The sequence below is a fragment of the Amycolatopsis umgeniensis genome (assembly GCF_014205155.1).
Taxonomy (GTDB): domain Bacteria; phylum Actinomycetota; class Actinomycetes; order Mycobacteriales; family Pseudonocardiaceae; genus Amycolatopsis; species Amycolatopsis umgeniensis.
This window is the reverse complement of the sequence record NZ_JACHMX010000001.1, coordinates 6037976-6054632: the sequence shown is the minus strand read 5'-3', so window position 1 is coordinate 6054632 and position 16657 is coordinate 6037976. Positions and strand designations below refer to the sequence as shown.

The following is a 16657-nucleotide window of genomic DNA, read 5'->3' as shown; positions in this document are numbered from 1 at the left end:
TCGAGACGGATGTTGCGAAAGCCACTTTCGCAACCTTCAACGTTGCGAAAGTGGCTTTCGCAACCATCACCACCACGAACACCCTCACAACCCGCACCGTGTCCCGAAAGCCACTTTCGGGACATCAGACGTCGCGAAAGTGGCTTTCGCGACACCAGCGTTGCGGCGGAGTGTCGAGACGGATGTTGCGAAAGTCGCTTTCGCAACCTTCAACGTTGCGAAAGTGGCTTTCGCAACCATCACCACCACGAACACCCTCACAACCCGCACCGTGTCCCGAAAGCCACTTTCAGGACACCAGACGTCCCGAAAGTGGCTTTCGCGACACCAGCACGGCGGTAAGATGCCGAGACAAGCGTTGCGAAGGGGCCCTTCACCGCATCACACGAGGCGAAAGGGCCCTTCACCACATCGCACGAGGCGAAGGGCCCCTTCACCCCGCACCGAGGAAAAAGTCTCCGTCAGCTCCGGGCGTCGTCGAATTCGGATTCGAATTCGTCGATCTCGTCCTGCCCGAGGTCGAGCAATTCGGTGTCAGGAGTGTCAGGAGCAGCCGGAGCGACCGCGGGCTCCCCCGGCGCGATGACCGCCGCGAGTCCCGCCGGTGTCCGGTGCTCGAACACGTCCGCCACGTCGAAAGCCATTCCGGCCCGCAATGCCCGCGCCGTCAGTTTCACCGAATAGATGGAATCGCCACCGATCTCGAAGAAACTGTCGTCCACGCCGACCCGCGCCAGGCCGAGCACGTCGGCGAAAAGCGCGCACAGCGCCCGCTCGGGGTCGGTGGTCGGCTCCCGGTAGGTCACGCGCTCGCTGAAGTCGGGATCCGGCAACGCCTCCCGGTCCACCTTCCCGTTCGCCGTCACCGGCAGGGCGGGCAGCGCGATCACTTCCGCGGGGACCATGTAGTCCGGCAGCACCTTGGCGATCCGGGCGCGGAGCCGGGTGGGATGCACCTCGCCTTCGGACACGACGTAACCGATCAGACGACCGTCTCGCGCCACCACCACGGCCTGGTCGACGCCCGGCAACTCGGCCAGCACCGCCTCGACCTCGCCCGGCTCCACCCGGTGGCCGCGGATCTTGACCTGGTCGTCGGCCCGCCCGGCGAACACCAGCTCGCCTTCGTCGTTGCGGTACGCCAGGTCGCCCGTGCGATACATCCGCGTGCCCGCGGCGAACGGGTCGGCGACGAACCGTTCCGCGGTCAAGGCCGTCTGCCCCAGGTAACCCTGCGCGACCCCGGCGCCGGCGATGTACAGATCACCCACGACGCCCTGCGGCAACGGACGCAGGAAGACGTCCAGCACGTACAACCGCCGCCCCGGCAGCGGGCGGCCGATCGGCAGGGTCGGGCCGACCCGGTCGCCGGGCTCGATCGCCTTCCACGTCGCGCACAGCGTGGTTTCCGTCGGTCCGTAGGTGTGCCAGACCCGCAGCGCGGGACACGCCTGCCGGACCTTCTCCACCTCTTCGAGCGGCACGACGTCCCCACCCGCCGACACATCCCGCAGGCCCGCGAAGGATTCCGGCGACTCCTGCACGAGCGCCCGGAAATGCCCCGCGGTGAAGTTGACCGCGGTGAGACCGTCCGCCACATGGGCCGCGAGCCGCGCGGCGTCGACGACGCCCGGTTCGGTGATCATCACCCGCGCACCGGACACGAGCGGTGCCCAGATGTCGTACAGCGACGCGTCGAAAGTGTGCGGAGCGTGCATCAGGACCGTCTCGCCGGCGTGTAGGTCCCAGCCCGGTTCCCCGGCCAGTGCCGCCACGCCACCGTGCGAGATCGCCACGCCCTTCGGGGTCCCGGTCGATCCGGACGTGTACATCACGTACGCCAGATCGTCCGCCCCGACAGGGACGAGAGCGACATCGCCGTGGTTCGCGTCCTCCACGAGGACCCGCGCGTAGTCCGGCGGCACCGCGGCCGAAGTCTCCGCCCGGCAGACCACCGCCGCGACCGCGGAGTCGGCCAGCATGAACGCCACCCGATCGGCCGGGTAGTCCGGATCGACCGGGACGAACACCGCTCCGGCCTTCCACACCCCGAGCCAGGCCGCCAGCACCTCGGCCGACCGCTCCAGCACCACGCCGACACGGTCACCGCGGCGCACCCCGCGTTCCGTCAGCGCCCGCGCGACGCGGCCGGACCACTGGTCGAGCTCCGCGTAGGACCAGGCCCGGTCACCGGAGGTCACCGCCGTCGCCTGAGGCGCCTTCTCCACCTGTGCCAGGAAAAGATCCACCGGCGATGCCGCGGTGATCGCGTCACCCACGTCGTTCCACCGCTCGACCACGAGTTCGCGTCCGGCGTCGCTCATCGCGTCCAGACGGCCGACCGGAGCGTCGGGCTCCGCGATCATCCGCTCGAGCACCCGGAAGAGGCCGTGCAGGACTTCCCGCGCGGTGTGGTCGTCGACCAGTTCCGGCAGGTACTCCACTTCGGTCCGAAGGCTCTCGCCCGGGATGACCCCCATCAGGATCGCGTACGGCGCCGACTGGTGGAACTCCTTCAGGCTCAGCCGAAGATCGCGATCGGAGCCCGCCTCCGCCGGATCGACGTAGTTCTCGAACGAAAGGATCGTGTCGAAACTCGCGCCCGGCAGCTTCTGGATCTCCTGCAGGCCGAGGTGCTGGTGCGAGATCAGCCCGGCTTGCCGGTCCTGCAGATCCGTCAGCATCTTCAGGACCGGCTGTCCACCGTCCAACCGCACGCGCACGGGGACGGTGTTGATGAACAGGCCCACCACGTTCTCCGCGCCGGGCAGATCCGCCGGACGGCCGGAAACCACCGCGCCGAACACGACGTCACGACGGCGTGCCAGCCGGGCGAGCACCAGCGCCCACGCCCCTTGCACCAGTGTGTTCAGCGTCAACCCGTTGCGGCGGGCGAAATCGACCAGTGCGGAGGTGAACTCCGGGGAATAGCGGAGCTCTTCCCGTGCCTGCTTCCCGGGAGCTTTCCGTGCCTTCTCGGGGATCCCGAGCGCCGAGCGCTCGGCACCGGCCAGTTCCTCGCGCCAAGCCTCACGAGCGGCCTCTTTGTCCTGCTTGTCGAGCCAGGCCAGATAGTCCCGATACGAGCGGGGGGACGGCAGCGCGGAAGTGACGCCGCCCGCCGCGTAGATCTTCAGGAGCTCCGATTCGAGCAGTGCCCGCGACCATCCGTCCATGACCAGGTGATGGCTCGTCGTGACGAGACAGTGCTTCTCCGGGGCGAGCCGGATCAGCGTCAGCCGCAGCAGCGGCGGCTTCACCACGTCGAACTTCTTGGCACGCTCCTGCTCCGCGATCACGCTCACCTCGGCCAGCGCGTCCTCCTCGGCGAGGTGGGACAGATCGCGCTCCTCCCAAGGGAGTTTCACCTCCCGGGGGATGAGCTGGACCATCTCACCGGACTTCCGCCGGACGAAGCCCGCGCGCAGCGCCGCATGCCTGCCGAGAAGGGCCTGCCAGGACGTCCGGAACAGTTCCGCGTCCAGTGGCCCGTCGATGATCAGCGTCTGCTGGATGCCGTAGGTATCGGGTGCCTCGCCGTCGAGCGCGAGGTGATAAAGGATTCCCTCCTGCATCGGTGACGGCGGCCAGACTTCCGCGAGCGCCATTCCGGAGGACGTGGTCGGAGTATTCACGAAATCTAGCCTCCATTGCTTTCCACCGCTATTGCTGGAGCTCGGCCGCCAAGGCTTCGAATTCCTCGATCTCGTCCTGGTCCAGGTCGAGCAGGTCGAAGTCGGAAGCCGTGTGTCCGCCCGCGAAAGGATCATCCGCCTGCCGGGCCAGTCCTGACAACATGTCCAGCCATTCCTGGCCGAGTCGCCCGATCCGGTCCTCGTCGAACACTTCGCCGGACCATTCCGCCATGAGCACCAATTCGGGGCCGCCCGGCAGATCCTGCACGATCGCGTTCACTTCGAGTGCGTGCGGAAGATTCATGGTCGAATCCATCGAACCGCCGATGTCCCCGACGAGTTGCCAAGCCCGCACGTCGCTTTGATCACCGGCGACGAACCGGCCCATGTAATTGAATCCGATCCGCGGCGACGCGCCCGCCGCCAAAACCGGCTCCGTGTCCCCGCCGGGATAACGCAGCAAACCGTAGCCGAGCCCGTCGCCGGGCACGGCCCGCGACTGCTCTTTGACCGCCTTCAGCAGCCGACCGGCCGCCGGGCCACCGGCGAGCACGTCCGCCAGATCGATCCCGGCCACGTCGAGCCGGACCGGATGCGTGCTGGTGAACCAGCCCACCGTCCGGGAAAGGTCCATTCCGTCGACGGGATGACGGCCGTGGCTTTCCACCTCCACCAGCACGGCGTCCCCGCCGCGCCAGCGCGCCACCGCTCCCGCCAGCCCGGCCAGCAGTACCTCGTTCACGCCGCAGTGGAACACCACCGGAGCGCGCCCCACCAGCACCGACGTCTCGGCCGGCGGCACCACCCAAGACCGCGAGCGCACCTTCCCCCTCGACTCGGGCTCCGGCTGCTCCTCTTGTCCGAGAATCGCCTGCCACGAAGGCAGTTCCGCGGCCCGCTCGACGGAGACGGCCCACTGCTCCAGCAGACCGGACCAGCGGCGGAACGACACGCTCACCGGCTCCAGTTCCGGCGCCCGGCCCTCGGCCGCGGCCTCGCAGGCCGCTCGCAGATCCGTCGCCAGAACCCGCCACGAGACCCCGTCGATCACCAGATGGTGCGCCACCACGACCAACCGCCCCAGCCGATCCGGCCCGGCGTCCAACCACACCGCCTGGACCATCACGCCCGCGAGCGGGGCCAACCGGGCGACGGCCTCCCGCGCCGCGTCCGCCGCCGCCTCGTCCAGCGAGCCGCCGTCGACCTCGATCCGTGTGAGCACACCGGCCACGGAACCGCGCTCGCCGACCACCAGGCGCCGTCCCCCGTCGCCGTCGACGACCCGGGCCCGCAGCATGTCGTGCGTGTCCGCGACCGCCGTCAGCCCGGCGGCCAAAGCCTCCTCCGTCAGTTCCGGAGGCGTGCCCAGCACCATCCACTGCGCGAATCCCGGCGCCGCGACGCCGTCCCCGAACATCCGCATCACCGGCGTCAGCGCGACTTCACCCACACCATCGTCCACTGTGGACAACTCCTGACGCGCCAGCGGCGTTTCCGCCACCAACTGCGCGAGCCTCTCGGGGGTCCGGTGCTCGAACACCTGCCGCGGGGTCAGCGAGATCCCGTCGCGGCGCGCGCGGGAAGCGACCTGCATCGACGAGATCGAATCCCCGCCCAGTTCGAAGAAGCTGTCCTCGACCCCGACCCGCGCCAGGCCGAGCACCTCGGCGAACACTCCACAAAGGATTCGCTCGAGCTCGGTCGAGGGCTCCCTGCCGACAGTTTTCGAGGAGAAGTCCGGTTCGGGCAACGCCTTCCGGTCGATCTTCCCGTGCGCCGTCAGCGGCAGCGCGTCCAGCGCCATCACCGCCGCGGGCACCATGTACGCGGGCATCCTGGCCGCGAGTTCCTTCCGCAGCGCGTCCGGATCGATGTCGCCTGGCGCCACATAGGCCACCAGACGGCCTTCGCGGACGGTCACCGTCGCCTGCGTGACTTCGGGATGCGCGGACAAGGCGAACTCGATCTCGCGGGGTTCGACCCGGAACCCGCGGATCTTGACCTGGTCGTCGGCCCGTCCGGCGGACACCAGTTCGCCGTCGCCGGTCCAGTACGCCAGGTCCCCGGTCCGGTACATCCGCTCGCCGTCGACGAAGGGATCGGCGACGAACCGCTCGGACGTCAGCGCCGAGCGGCCCAGATACCCGCGCGCCACGCCGATCCCGGCCAGGTACAGCTCACCCGTGACCCCCGGCGGCAGCGGGCGCAGGAAAGCGTCCAGCAGATATCCGCGGACACCGGCGATCGGCCCCCCGAACGGGATCACCTCCCCGCCCGGCGCCAGCGGCATGCTCACCGTCGCGCAGATCGTGGTCTCGGTCGGCCCGTAGGCGTTGATCATCCGGCGGCCCGCCGCGAAGCGTTCCACCAGTCCCGGCGGACAGAGTTCGCCCGCCGCGGTCACCGTCTCCAGCCTGTCCGGCACCGTGTCCACGGTGGCCAGCACCGACGGCGGGGCCTTCACATGCGTGATGTCCCACCGTTCCAGGGTGTCGGTCAGCGAAGCGTGCGGCGGCAGGTCCTCGTCCGGCGGCATCACCAGCGTCGCGCCCGAAAGCAACGCCATCATCACCTCGGACACGATGGTGTCGAAGCCCAGCGCCGCGAACTGCAGCACACGGGACGACGGCGAAACGGCGAGCCGTTCGATATGCGCCATCGCCAGATTGCCCAGGCCCGAGTACGTGACGACGACACCCTTCGGCGTCCCCGTCGAACCCGACGTGTAGATGACGTACGCCGCGTCGCGCATTCCCACCGGCGGCAGCACCGTGCTTTCGGCTCCGGCCAGATCCAGTTCGTCGAGCACCAGGATCCGGTCCGCGAAGTCCTCCGGCACCGCTTCGCGCGTCTTCCCCTGACACACCACCAGCATCGGGTCCGCGCTGCCGAAGATCAGCTTCACCCGCTCGGCCGGGTACGCGGGATCCACCGGGACGAAGACGCCGCCCGCCAGCGAAACCCCGAGCATCCCGATCAGCCACCACGCCGACCGGCCGACCACCAGCCCGACACGGCGTTCCCGTTCGACCCCGCGAGCCCGCAGGACGGCGCCGAACTTCTCCGCGCGCTCCCACAGTTCCGCGTACGTCAGTTCGCCGTCGCCGTCCGCGACGGCCACCGCGTCCGGCCGCTCCGCCGCCATCCGCCCGATCAACGACGGCAGCGGCTCGTCCGCCACCAACGCGGACTTCCAGTGGGGCAAGGGAATCTCGCCCATCCCGGTCCGGCCCACCAGGGCGGACGGATCGGCGGCGATCGCGCCGAGCGCGCCGACGAACCAGTCCAGCACCGAATCGGCGACAGCTTGATCGATCTGCCCGCGCCAGTAGGCGAGCTGGATCCTGAACCGCTCTCCCGGGATGACACCGACGGTCACCGGGTAGTGGGTTCCCTCGACCGTGCCCAGATACGTGAACTGGTCGGCGAAATCCCGCGGGTAGTTCTCGAACACCAGCAGCGTGTCGAACATCGCGCCGGGTCCGGCCGTCTTCTGGATCTCCGTCAGGCCCAGATGCTGGTGCGGCATCAGGGCCACCTGACGGCGCTGCAGCCCGGTGAGCATGTCCACCACCGGCTGTCCGCCGTCCAGCGACACCCGGACCGGGACCGTGTTCATCATGAGCCCCGGCATCGACTCCACCCCGGGGAGTTCCGCGGGGCGGCAGGCGACCGTGGTGCCGAACACCACGTCGGTCCGCCGCGCGAGCCGCGCCAGCACCAGCGCCCACGCGCCCTGCACCACCGTGGCCAGCGTCAGCCCGTGATCGCGCGCGAAGTCGGTCAGCCGGGTGTAGACCTCCGGAGTCAGATGGGTGACGCGATAGTCGTAGGCGAGCGCGGCGTCCGATTTGGCGACCAGCGCGGGCACGTCGATGTCCGACAGTTCCGCCTGCCAGGCCTCGCGCGCCGCGTCCTTGTCCTGCCTGTCGAGCCAAGCCAGATAGTCCCGATAGGACGCCGCACCCGTGCGATCCGGGAACCGTCCGCCCGACGTGTACGCCTCGGAGACCTCGTTGAGGATCACCGCCACGGACCAGCCGTCGGTCAGGATGTGGTGATTGACGACCAGCAGGCGGTGCCGGTCCTCGCCGACCCGGATCAGCACCAGCCGGAACAGCGGCGCCTTGGCGAGATCGAAGCGTTCCCGCTGTTCCTCCGCGGACAGGGCTTGGACGGCCTCGTCGACATCGCTCGCGCCCGTCAGGTCGACCTCGCGCCAAGGCAGGTCGACGTGGACGGCGACGGCCTGCACCGCCTTGCCCGATTCGAGCCGGTGGAAGGTCAGGCGGAGTTCGTCGTGCCTGGCGAAAACCGCTTCCCAGACGGACCGCAGCCGCGCGACGTCCAGCGGTCCGGTCAGCTCGACGATCCACTGTGTCTGGTAGATGTCGGAACCCTGGTCGTCGAGGGTCGTCTGGAACAGCAGCCCCGCCTGGAGCGGCGCCAGCGGCCAGACCTCGGCGGCGTCCGGGACGGCGATCGCCAGTTCCGCTTCGTCTTCCGCGGTCAGCTCGATCAGGGGGCCGGTCTCGGGCTCTTCGGCCGGGACGGCCCGCGCCACGGCGGCCAGCCGCGCGGGGGTCTTCTCCCCGAAGATCTCCGACGGCGTCACCAGCAGGCCCGCCTTGGCCGCCCGGGCTGCCACGCGGACGGCGAGGATCGAATCCCCGCCCAGTTCGAAGAAACCGTCGTCGACCCCGGCCCGTTCCGTGCCGAGGACTTCGGCGAACAGTCCACAAAGGACGCGCTCGGCCTCGGTGGCGGGTTCGCGCCCGTCGGAGGTCGCGGAGAAATCGGGCGCGGGCAACGCCGCGCGGTCCACCTTGCCGTTCCCGGTCAGCGGTAACGTGTCCAACGTGAGCACCACGGCCGGGACCAGGTAGTCCGGCAGCACGGCCCCGAGACGATCGCGGAGCACGGCGGGGGCCACGTCCGAAACCGCGTAACCGATCAGGCGCCCGTCGAGAGCCACCACCACGGCCTCGTGGACGTCCGGCTGGGCGGTCAGCGCGGCCTCGATCTCGCCGGGTTCGACGCGGAACCCGCGGATCTTGACCTGGTCGTCGGCCCGGCCCGCGAACAGCAACTCGCCGCCCGCGCTCCACCGGGCGAGGTCCCCGGTCCGGTACATCCGCTTTCCGGGCGCGAACGGATCCGCCACGAACCGGTCCGCGGTGAGCCCGGCCCGGTCGAGGTAACCGTCGGCGAGACCGGCACCGGAGAGGTACAGATCGCCGACCATCTCCGGCTCCACCGGGCGCAGCGACGCGTCGAGCACGTGGGCCCGCCGCCCCGTGAGCGGACGGCCGATGGGCAGCACCGAGCCCAGCGCGTCACCCGGTTCGAGTACGTGCCAGGTGGCGCACAGCGTCGTTTCCGTCGGACCGTAGAGGTGCCGGATCCGCGCTCGCGGTGCCGCCTTCCGCACGCGTTCCACCGCGTGTGCGGGCACCAGATCGCCACCGGTCAGGATTTCGTCGAGCCCCGCGAACGATTCCGGCGATTCCTCCGCCACCGCGCGGAAACTGCCCGCGGTCAGATGCGCCCTCGTGACGCCGTCCGCGACGGCCTCGCGCAGCCGCCGGGCGTCCACCGGCCCCGGCTCGGCGACCACCACCCGGGCACCCGACACCAGCGGTACCCAGATCTCGCACAGGGACGCGTCGAAGGAATGCGGCGCGTGCATGAGGACCGCGTCGCCGGCGCCCATCGCCCAGCCGGGATCCCCCACCAGCTCCGCGACACTGGAATGCGGGACGGCCACGCCCTTCGGGGTACCCGTCGAGCCGGAGGTGTACATGACGTACGCCAGGTCCCCCGGGCGCGCCGTGACAGCGGCGGGCGCGTCACCGGGGTCATCGCCGGTGACGACGATCGCGTCGATCCCCGCCGGTACCCGGTCGCGCGTCGCGGCCGAGCACAGCATCAGGGACGCGCCCGAATCCGCCAGCAGGAAGGCGATCCGCGGCGCGGGGTACGCGGCGTCCACCGGTACGTACGCCGCCCCCGCCTTCCAGACGGCGAGCAGCGCGACCAGCAGGTCCGCCGAACGGTCCAGCATGACCGCGACGCGACCGCCGTGGCCGGTCAAGCGCCGGGACAGCCTGCCCGCGAGTTCGTCGAGTTCCCGATAGGTCAGCACCCGGTCCCCGTCGGCAACGGCCACCGCGTCGGGTGCCCGGCCCACTTGGCGGGAAAAAAGATCCAGCACGGTTTGCGCTGCGGAACTCATCGTCACCCTCCATGGCCCATGAAGGTGGCCACTGGCTCAGGCTCGTCGTCGAGCTCGGGCTCCGGCTTGGGGCCGAAGCGGTCGGGATTGGCGAACTGCGTGTGGTACAGCTCCGCGTAGAGACCGCCCTCGGCCATCAACTCTTCGTGCGTCCCGCGTTCACGGACGGTTCCGCCGTCGATCACGAGGATCTGGTCGGCTTCGCGGATCGTGGACAACCGGTGGGCGATCACCAGCGAGGTGCGGCTGCGCAGAGCGGTCTTGAGCGCCCGCTGCACGGCGGCCTCCGACTCGGAGTCCAGGTGCGCGGTGGCTTCGTCGAGCACGACGACCGTGGGCGCCTTCAGCAGCAGCCGGGCGATGGCCAGTCGTTGCTTCTCCCCGCCCGACATCCGGTAGCCGCGGTCACCCGTGACGGTGTCGAACCCCCGGGGAAGGGATTCGATCAGGTCCCAGATCTGGGCGCCCTTGCAGGCTTCGATCAGCTCGTCCTCGGTGGCTGTCGGGCGGGCGTAGAGCAGGTTCTCCCGGATCGTGTCGTGGAAGAGGTACGCGTCCTGGCTGACCACCCCGACCGTGCCGCGGAGCGATTCGAAGGTGAGGTCCTTCAGATCGTGCCCGCCGACCCGGACGGTCCCGGAGTTCGGGTCGTACAGCCGGGAGACCAGATGCGTGATGGTGCTCTTCCCCGCGCCGGACGGGCCGACGAGCGCGGTGAGGGTTCCGGCTCGCGCGTGGAAGCTGATGCCGCGCAGCACATCCGCCGAAACCTCCCCGTTTTCCCGTTTGGTCCGCAGGTGTTCGAGCGAGGCCAGCGAGACCTCGTTCGCGCTGGGATAGCGGAACGCCACGTCGTCGAACTCGACGTCCGGCGCCACGTCCTCCTCGAGATCGACGGCGTCGGCGCGTTCCTGGATCAGCGGCTTCAGGTCGAGCAGCTCGAAGATCCGGGAGAAGCTCACCACGACGGTCTGCGCGGTCTCCTGCAACGAGGACAGCTGGGTGATCGGCCCGAGCAGCCGCCCGAGCAGGGTGGCGATGGCGATGAGCGTGCCGAGCTGGATCGCCCCGTCGATCACGAGCCCGCCGCCGACCCCGTAGACGACCGCCGTGGCGATCGAAGCCATCAGCGCCATCATGGCGAAGGACATCCGGCCCCAGATCGAAATGCTCACGCCGATCTTGCGGATCCGCCCCGACCGCTCCCGATAGTCGGCCATCTCCTCTTCCGGACGGCCGAAGAGCTTGGAGAGCATCGCCCCCTGGACGTTGAACCGCTCGTGGAGTAGCCCGCCGAGACCGGCGTTCGCCTCCATCAGCCTGCCGGTGCGCTTCTGGATCATCCGCCCCACGTAGACCCAGGGCACGACGAACAGCGGGATCAGCACCAGCGTGACGACGGCGACGAGCCAGGACAGGTAGAACATCTCGGCCAGCACCAGCAGCACCGTGACCAGACTGGTGATCGACATCAGCAGGTGGCCGAACGACTGCTGGGCCATGATCAGTTCCGTGTGCAGCCGTCCGACCAGCACCCCGGTCTGGGTGCGGGTGAAGAACGCGACCGGCAGCCTCCGGACGTGGTCGATCGCCTGGACCCGGAGGTCGTAGGTGACCCCCTCCCCGATGCGTGCGGAGACGTAGGCCGACAGCAGTGAGAACAACGCGGCCGCCACGGCGAGCACGGCGGTCAGGGTGGCCATCAGGATCACGACCCCGAAGTCGTTCTTGAGGATCCCGCCGTCGATGAGTTCCTTCATCAGCAAAGGAGTCGCGATGACGATGGCGGCCTCCAGCGCCGCGATGAAGGCGAAGAGCGCGACGAGTCCGGTGTGCGGGCGGAAGTAGGCGAGCACTCGGCGCACCGTCCCCGGACGGACCCGGTCCGACCAGGGATCGGGATCGTCGTCGCTCTTGGTAGGTGCCCCGAAGTTCAACACCACGTCCATACGGTCTGTCCTCCCACGCGCGAAGTCCGCGATCTCAATCGTGCTGAATCGTGTCGGTGTCCACGAGGGGGCCGCGTGCACTCGCGGCCGCTCGCACCGTCCACAAGCGACACAAGGCCTAGGCGTCGCCCTCCGGCCCGCCGTGCTTACCGGGGATCCGGGCCTGACCGTCCACGCCACGCCGCAGCAGATCCGTCACGTCGTCGAGATCGCCGGACCGCAGCGCCGAGGCCGCGGCGGCGAGATCGGCCGCGACCCGCTCGAGCACACCCGCCACCGGCAAGGCGTTTCCCGCGAGGATCATCCGCCACAGCAACGGATTCCCGGCGGCGATCCGCGTGACGTCGCGTAATCCCTGCCCCGCGAGGCCCAGCGCGACGTCGTCGCCGTCCGCCAGGCTCGCCGCCATCGCCGACGCCACCAGATGCGGGGCGTGCGACACCAGCGCCACCGCCGAGTCGTGCTCGCCCGCGTCGACGGTGACGGCCTTCGCCCCGCACATCGCCACCAGGTCCCGCGTCACCGCCAAGGCTTTCGCGTCCGTCCGGGGGCGGGGGCAGAGCGCCCAGGGTCGGCCCGAGAACAGGTCGGCGCGGGCGGCCGCCGGCCCGGACCGCTCCCGACCGGCGAGCGGATGCCCTGGTACGTAGGAGGTCAGGTCGCAGCCGAGCCGCTCCGCGTCGGCGATCGGATCGGCCTTGACGCTGGCCACGTCGGTGTACACCCGCGCCGCGCCCCGCTTCTGCAGTTCGGCCAGCCGCTCCCCCACCAGATGCGGCGGAACGGCGATCAGCGCCAGGTCGGCCTCCTCGCCGGCCCATTCCCGGCCCGCCCCGAGTTCACCGGCCAGCCGCACGGCGTCCGCGTCGACGTCGGAGAGGTACACCGTCACGCCTTTTCCGCGAAGGGCCAGCGCGGCGGAAGTGCCGATGAGCCCGGTACCGACGACGAGCGCCTTCTCGATGGTCACCTTCACTTCTTATGCCGCCCGCCCGATGGTGTCGAGCCGGGGGTCTTGGCACCCGTCCACTCAGGACTCGAAGTGTCCAAGGACGCGCCTGGACACCGAGGGGACGGAAGCGCACGAAGGGGACTTTCACCGCGCACCGCACGGGAAAGCCCCCTCGTCACGAACCGTCGCTCACCCCGCCGCGAGATCGGTGGCGCGGTTCTCCAAGTGATCGGCGAAACCCGCCCAGACCCGGGCGTGATCCCTGGCGAATCCGGCGACCACGCCGTAGAGGTGCGGCGGTACGCCGTGCAGGATCCGCTCCCACTCCTGTCCGTCGATGGAGTGCATGGTGAGCATGCGCAACAGGATCCGGCCCACCTCGCTCAACCGCAGGGTGGGGTCGGCCTTGAGCCGCTCGAGCACGGCGAGCCGCTCCCGGTCCAGCGCGTGCCCGAGGTCGGGTTCCGTCAGGCTCAACGGATGCTGTTTGGTCCGCAATCTCCGGTTTCCGTCCGGGGTGGGGCTTTCGCCGCGCTCCAGCCTGCCCCGCACGTCCCGGACCGTCTCCGGGGAGATGCCGACCTGCTTCGCGACCTGCCGGAGCGAAAGGCCGGGATCATTGCGGATGAGGTCCGCGGCGAGTCTTCGCCTTTCCGAACTGTCGACGGGACGGATACGCCCGTCCCGCCCGATCCTGGCCTCGTTTCCGCCCTCCCCACCACGTTTGCGGAGGTCCGCCACCGTGCCGGCGGAGATGCCCGTCGCCGAGGCGACCCGCCGATCGGACCACTGCGGATGGGTGCCGATGATCTGGACGGCCGCTCGTTTGCGATCGGAGAGCGAAAGCGGCAAGCCGTGCCGGATGTTCGCTTCCACGGCCAAGACGAAGGCATCGGATTCGGTGCCGTCGATGAACCTTGCCTGAATTTTAGTGTCGCCTCTGACTTGCGCCGCCTTCAGGCGGTGCAGGCCGTCGACCACCCTCATCGTCGGTCTGTGAACGAGAATGGGCGGAAGCTCCCATTCTGCCGACAGCAGCGTCTCGACATGTTCCGGATCTTCGCCCGAAGTCCGCGGCGAGCAAACGGAAGACAGCCGCGACAGCTCGATTTCGACGACCGGGAGAGCGGACAGGTCAACTCTCGTCGGATCCACCTAGCCCCCATTGAATCTCATTCGTCAACTTTGTGACATGGCTTGGAACCCACCGTCCAACTGCTTGGCTTCGGTGGTTGGACACCACGATTCCCGTCCGGCACGCGTTTCCGGCCGCGGCGGGCGTCCTCGACGGTGAGGACTATTCGAACGCTCCCGGCGGGCCCACGCAGGCGGGCCGCCTCCACGGTCTCCCAGATGACCGGTGGCAGCGTGCACTCAGACGAACTCCGGGGCCGAAGGACATCCTTCACTCACCCCGGATGACGCTCTCCTCAAGACATTCGCGCAGCCGCCTCGGTCCGGCAAGGGCCTACACCCGTTCAGCCCGAAGAAGCCGGAACCCACGACAACGCGAGGTCTCGGAAGTTTCGATCCTTTGTTCTCGACACCCATTCGGCCCAGCGGATCACCGGCCGGAAACCATGACTTCCTCGCGGTCGCGAGTCAACGTCGTCCTCCCTCGGTCCCCAGTAAGTGCGCATCTTGTCAACCCCAGCGAGTTGCACACCTCAGCAGCATGGCATGGCCAATCGTTGTCGGCAATTGACGAACAGTGTAATTTCCGCAGCGATCTGGCCGCCCAAGATCATTATTCGTAACTTTCACATCGGTATTGACTCGCTCGCCGTCCATAAGTACGGCACCCCCGCATACCCTGCTCACGGACGTCACGGGCTGGGCTGTTCGCAGGACGGATTAGGCCGTTCGCGGGACTTGCTTTGTCACGCGGGGATCGTCACCGCGCCCGCTCGTCCCGTTCCGGACTTCGACACTTATTCACACGAACGGTCGAGTCGGTCTCCCACTGGCTGGTCCGAAGCCGACTCGCACCGAGAGCAAAGTGAGGGATGCCAAGGTGAACAGGACCGTGCGTCGTCCACATCGTGGTGGTCGGCGGCAAAGCCGACGTTCTCCACCTTTTCACCCAGGGGTGGGCGCACGCCGACCCGCCAGGAGGAGGGTTTCTTTGACAGGACAGCAAAATCTGTCCAATGACAGAAATGCCGCGGACCCCCCGTCCGGGGGACCCGCGGCATCATCGTGAACGACCGGCCGGACACCGGCCACCTTCCCAGCGGCTAAGCGATGGGAAAGTCGAAATAGGTGTCCGGATACGGTTCGTCCTTCAAGTTGTAGTGCCACCACTCGCACTCGTACGCGCTGAACCCGCTGTCCTCCATGACGGAACAGAGGGTCTTGCGGTTCTTCTCCTGCTCCTGCGTGATCCCCGGCGCGCCGTGGTGCGAGACGACGTCCATCACGTCGTGGTCGCCACCCATGTCGGCGAGCTCGCCGGTGTCCAAGCGGTAGAGCGTCAGGTCCACCGTACTTCCCCGGCTGTGACCCGACTTGGTGGCGACGTAGCCCTGCTCGAACATCTGCGGCCTGTCGATGTTCGGGTAGTGCCTTGCCTTCTTACGGCCGTCTTCGGGCTCTTCCGCCCAGCGCATGAAGCGATCCACGGCGCGCTGTGGACGGTAGACGTCCCAGAGAAGGAGGCCGAAGCCGAGCGACTCGGCCTTGTCCCGCGCCTTCTCCAGCGCCGCGCAGAACGCACGCGTGCCGACGACACGGTTCACCAGATAGCCGTCCACCGGCTTGCCGGTGAAGTTGTCCCACGTGGCGTACTTGGCGTCCCAGCGGATTCCGGACACAACCTCGTCTACGAAGACGAAATCGTCTTTCATCCGTTGCGCCCCGCCAGGGTCAGCTTCGCCAGCCTGTCGATCACTTCACCGAGCGAGATGCCGGCGGCCGCCATCATCCGCGGGTAGCGGCTGTAGGAGGTCAGGCCGGGAAGGGTGTTGACCTCGTTGAGGACGACGCTTCCGTCTTCCTTGAGGAACAGGTCGACCCGCGCGAGCCCACTGCAGCCCAGGGCGCGGTAGATGACCTTCGCGGTCTCCTTGACGAGCGTGCTCGACTCCTCCGGGATGTCCGCGGGAACGATGAAGCTCGAGTTCTCGGAACCGGTCTCGGGGCTTTCTTCCTGGTGGATCTTGAAGAACCCGTGGGTCAGCGCGACCCGGTCGACCTCACCCGTCAGTAGGTCGTCGCCGTCGCCGAGGACGGAGCAGCCGATTTCGCTGCCGATGACGGCTTCTTCGATCAGGATCTTGCCGTCGTACTGACGCGCCTCCGCCAGGGCGGCGGGCAGCTCTTCCTTCGAGGAGACCTTGCTGACGCCGAAGGACGAACCCGAACGGGCCGGCTTCACGAAAACGGGGTAGTTCAGCTGGTCGGCGTCGACGTCGTTGTCCGCCGTGAGGATCCAGAAGTTCGGCGTGGCGATCCCCGCCTCGCGGACGACGGCGTAGGTGAGGGACTTGTCGATGCACATGACCGAGCTCGGGAGGTCGCAGCCGACGTAGGGGATGCCGGAGAACTCCAGCAGACCCTGCACCGTGCCGTCTTCACCGAACTTGCCGTGCAGGACGGGCAGCACCAGGTCCAGGGCGATCGTCTCGTACTTGCCCTCGTCCAGCACCAGCAGCCCGTGCGTGCCGCGGTCCGGCGACAGGATGGCCGGACGGCAGTTCCCGGTCTGCTCCCAGTCGGCGGAGGGTCCGTCGCACAGCATCCAGGAGCCACTCTGCGTGATCCCGATGTAGAACGGCTCGTACTTTTCGAGATCGAGGTTCTTCGCGACCTCTTGCGCGGACTTGATGGAGATAGGGTGTTCTTCGGAAAGCCCGCCGAACAGAATTCCGATTTTCAACCTATCCAT

General features: G+C 68.5%; 5 protein-coding genes and 1 pseudogene. All 6 read right to left on the bottom strand.

The window, feature by feature from the left end; genetic code table 11:
- Positions 1–461: 461 nt before the first annotated feature.
- Positions 462–9876: pseudogene (locus HDA45_RS28545) on the bottom strand (amino acid adenylation domain-containing protein).
- A complete protein-coding gene (locus tag HDA45_RS28540) occupies positions 9873–11819 on the bottom strand; it encodes an ABC transporter ATP-binding protein (RefSeq protein ID WP_184900447.1) in 1947 nt (648 codons plus the stop codon). The pseudogene HDA45_RS28545 and the gene HDA45_RS28540 overlap by 4 nt, the downstream one beginning before the upstream one ends.
- A gap of 118 nt (positions 11820–11937) precedes the next feature.
- Positions 11938–12789 carry a prephenate dehydrogenase gene (locus HDA45_RS28535; protein ID WP_184900445.1) on the bottom strand — a complete coding sequence of 284 codons (852 nt, stop codon included), beginning with the start codon at positions 12787–12789 and terminating at the stop codon, positions 11938–11940.
- 171 nt (positions 12790–12960) lie between these two features.
- The gene (locus tag HDA45_RS28530) at positions 12961–13758 is read right to left on the bottom strand and encodes a helix-turn-helix domain-containing protein (RefSeq protein ID WP_246480815.1); all 798 of its coding nucleotides are present in this window, start codon (positions 13756–13758) and stop codon (positions 12961–12963) included.
- A 1250-nt stretch (positions 13759–15008) separates the two neighbouring features.
- Positions 15009–15617: a D-Ala-D-Ala dipeptidase VanX gene (gene vanX / locus HDA45_RS28525; protein ID WP_184900441.1), complete on the bottom strand. Its 609-nt coding sequence runs from the start codon at positions 15615–15617 to the stop codon at positions 15009–15011.
- The gene (gene vanA-Ao2, locus HDA45_RS28520; RefSeq protein WP_184900439.1) at positions 15614–16657 is read right to left on the bottom strand and encodes a D-alanine--(R)-lactate ligase VanA-Ao2; all 1044 of its coding nucleotides are present in this window, start codon (positions 16655–16657) and stop codon (positions 15614–15616) included. The genes vanX and vanA-Ao2 overlap by 4 nt, the downstream gene beginning before the upstream one ends.

Coding starts and splice junctions, on each gene's coding strand:
- HDA45_RS28540 (WP_184900447.1), bottom strand. CDS start 11,819: ATGGACGTGGTGTTGAACTTCGGGGCACCTACCAAGAGCGACGACGAT.
- HDA45_RS28530 (WP_246480815.1), bottom strand. CDS start 13,758: ATGAGGGTGGTCGACGGCCTGCACCGCCTGAAGGCGGCGCAAGTCAGA.
- vanX (WP_184900441.1), bottom strand. CDS start 15,617: ATGAAAGACGATTTCGTCTTCGTAGACGAGGTTGTGTCCGGAATCCGC.
- vanA-Ao2 (WP_184900439.1), bottom strand. CDS start 16,657: ATGGATAGGTTGAAAATCGGAATTCTGTTCGGCGGGCTTTCCGAAGAA.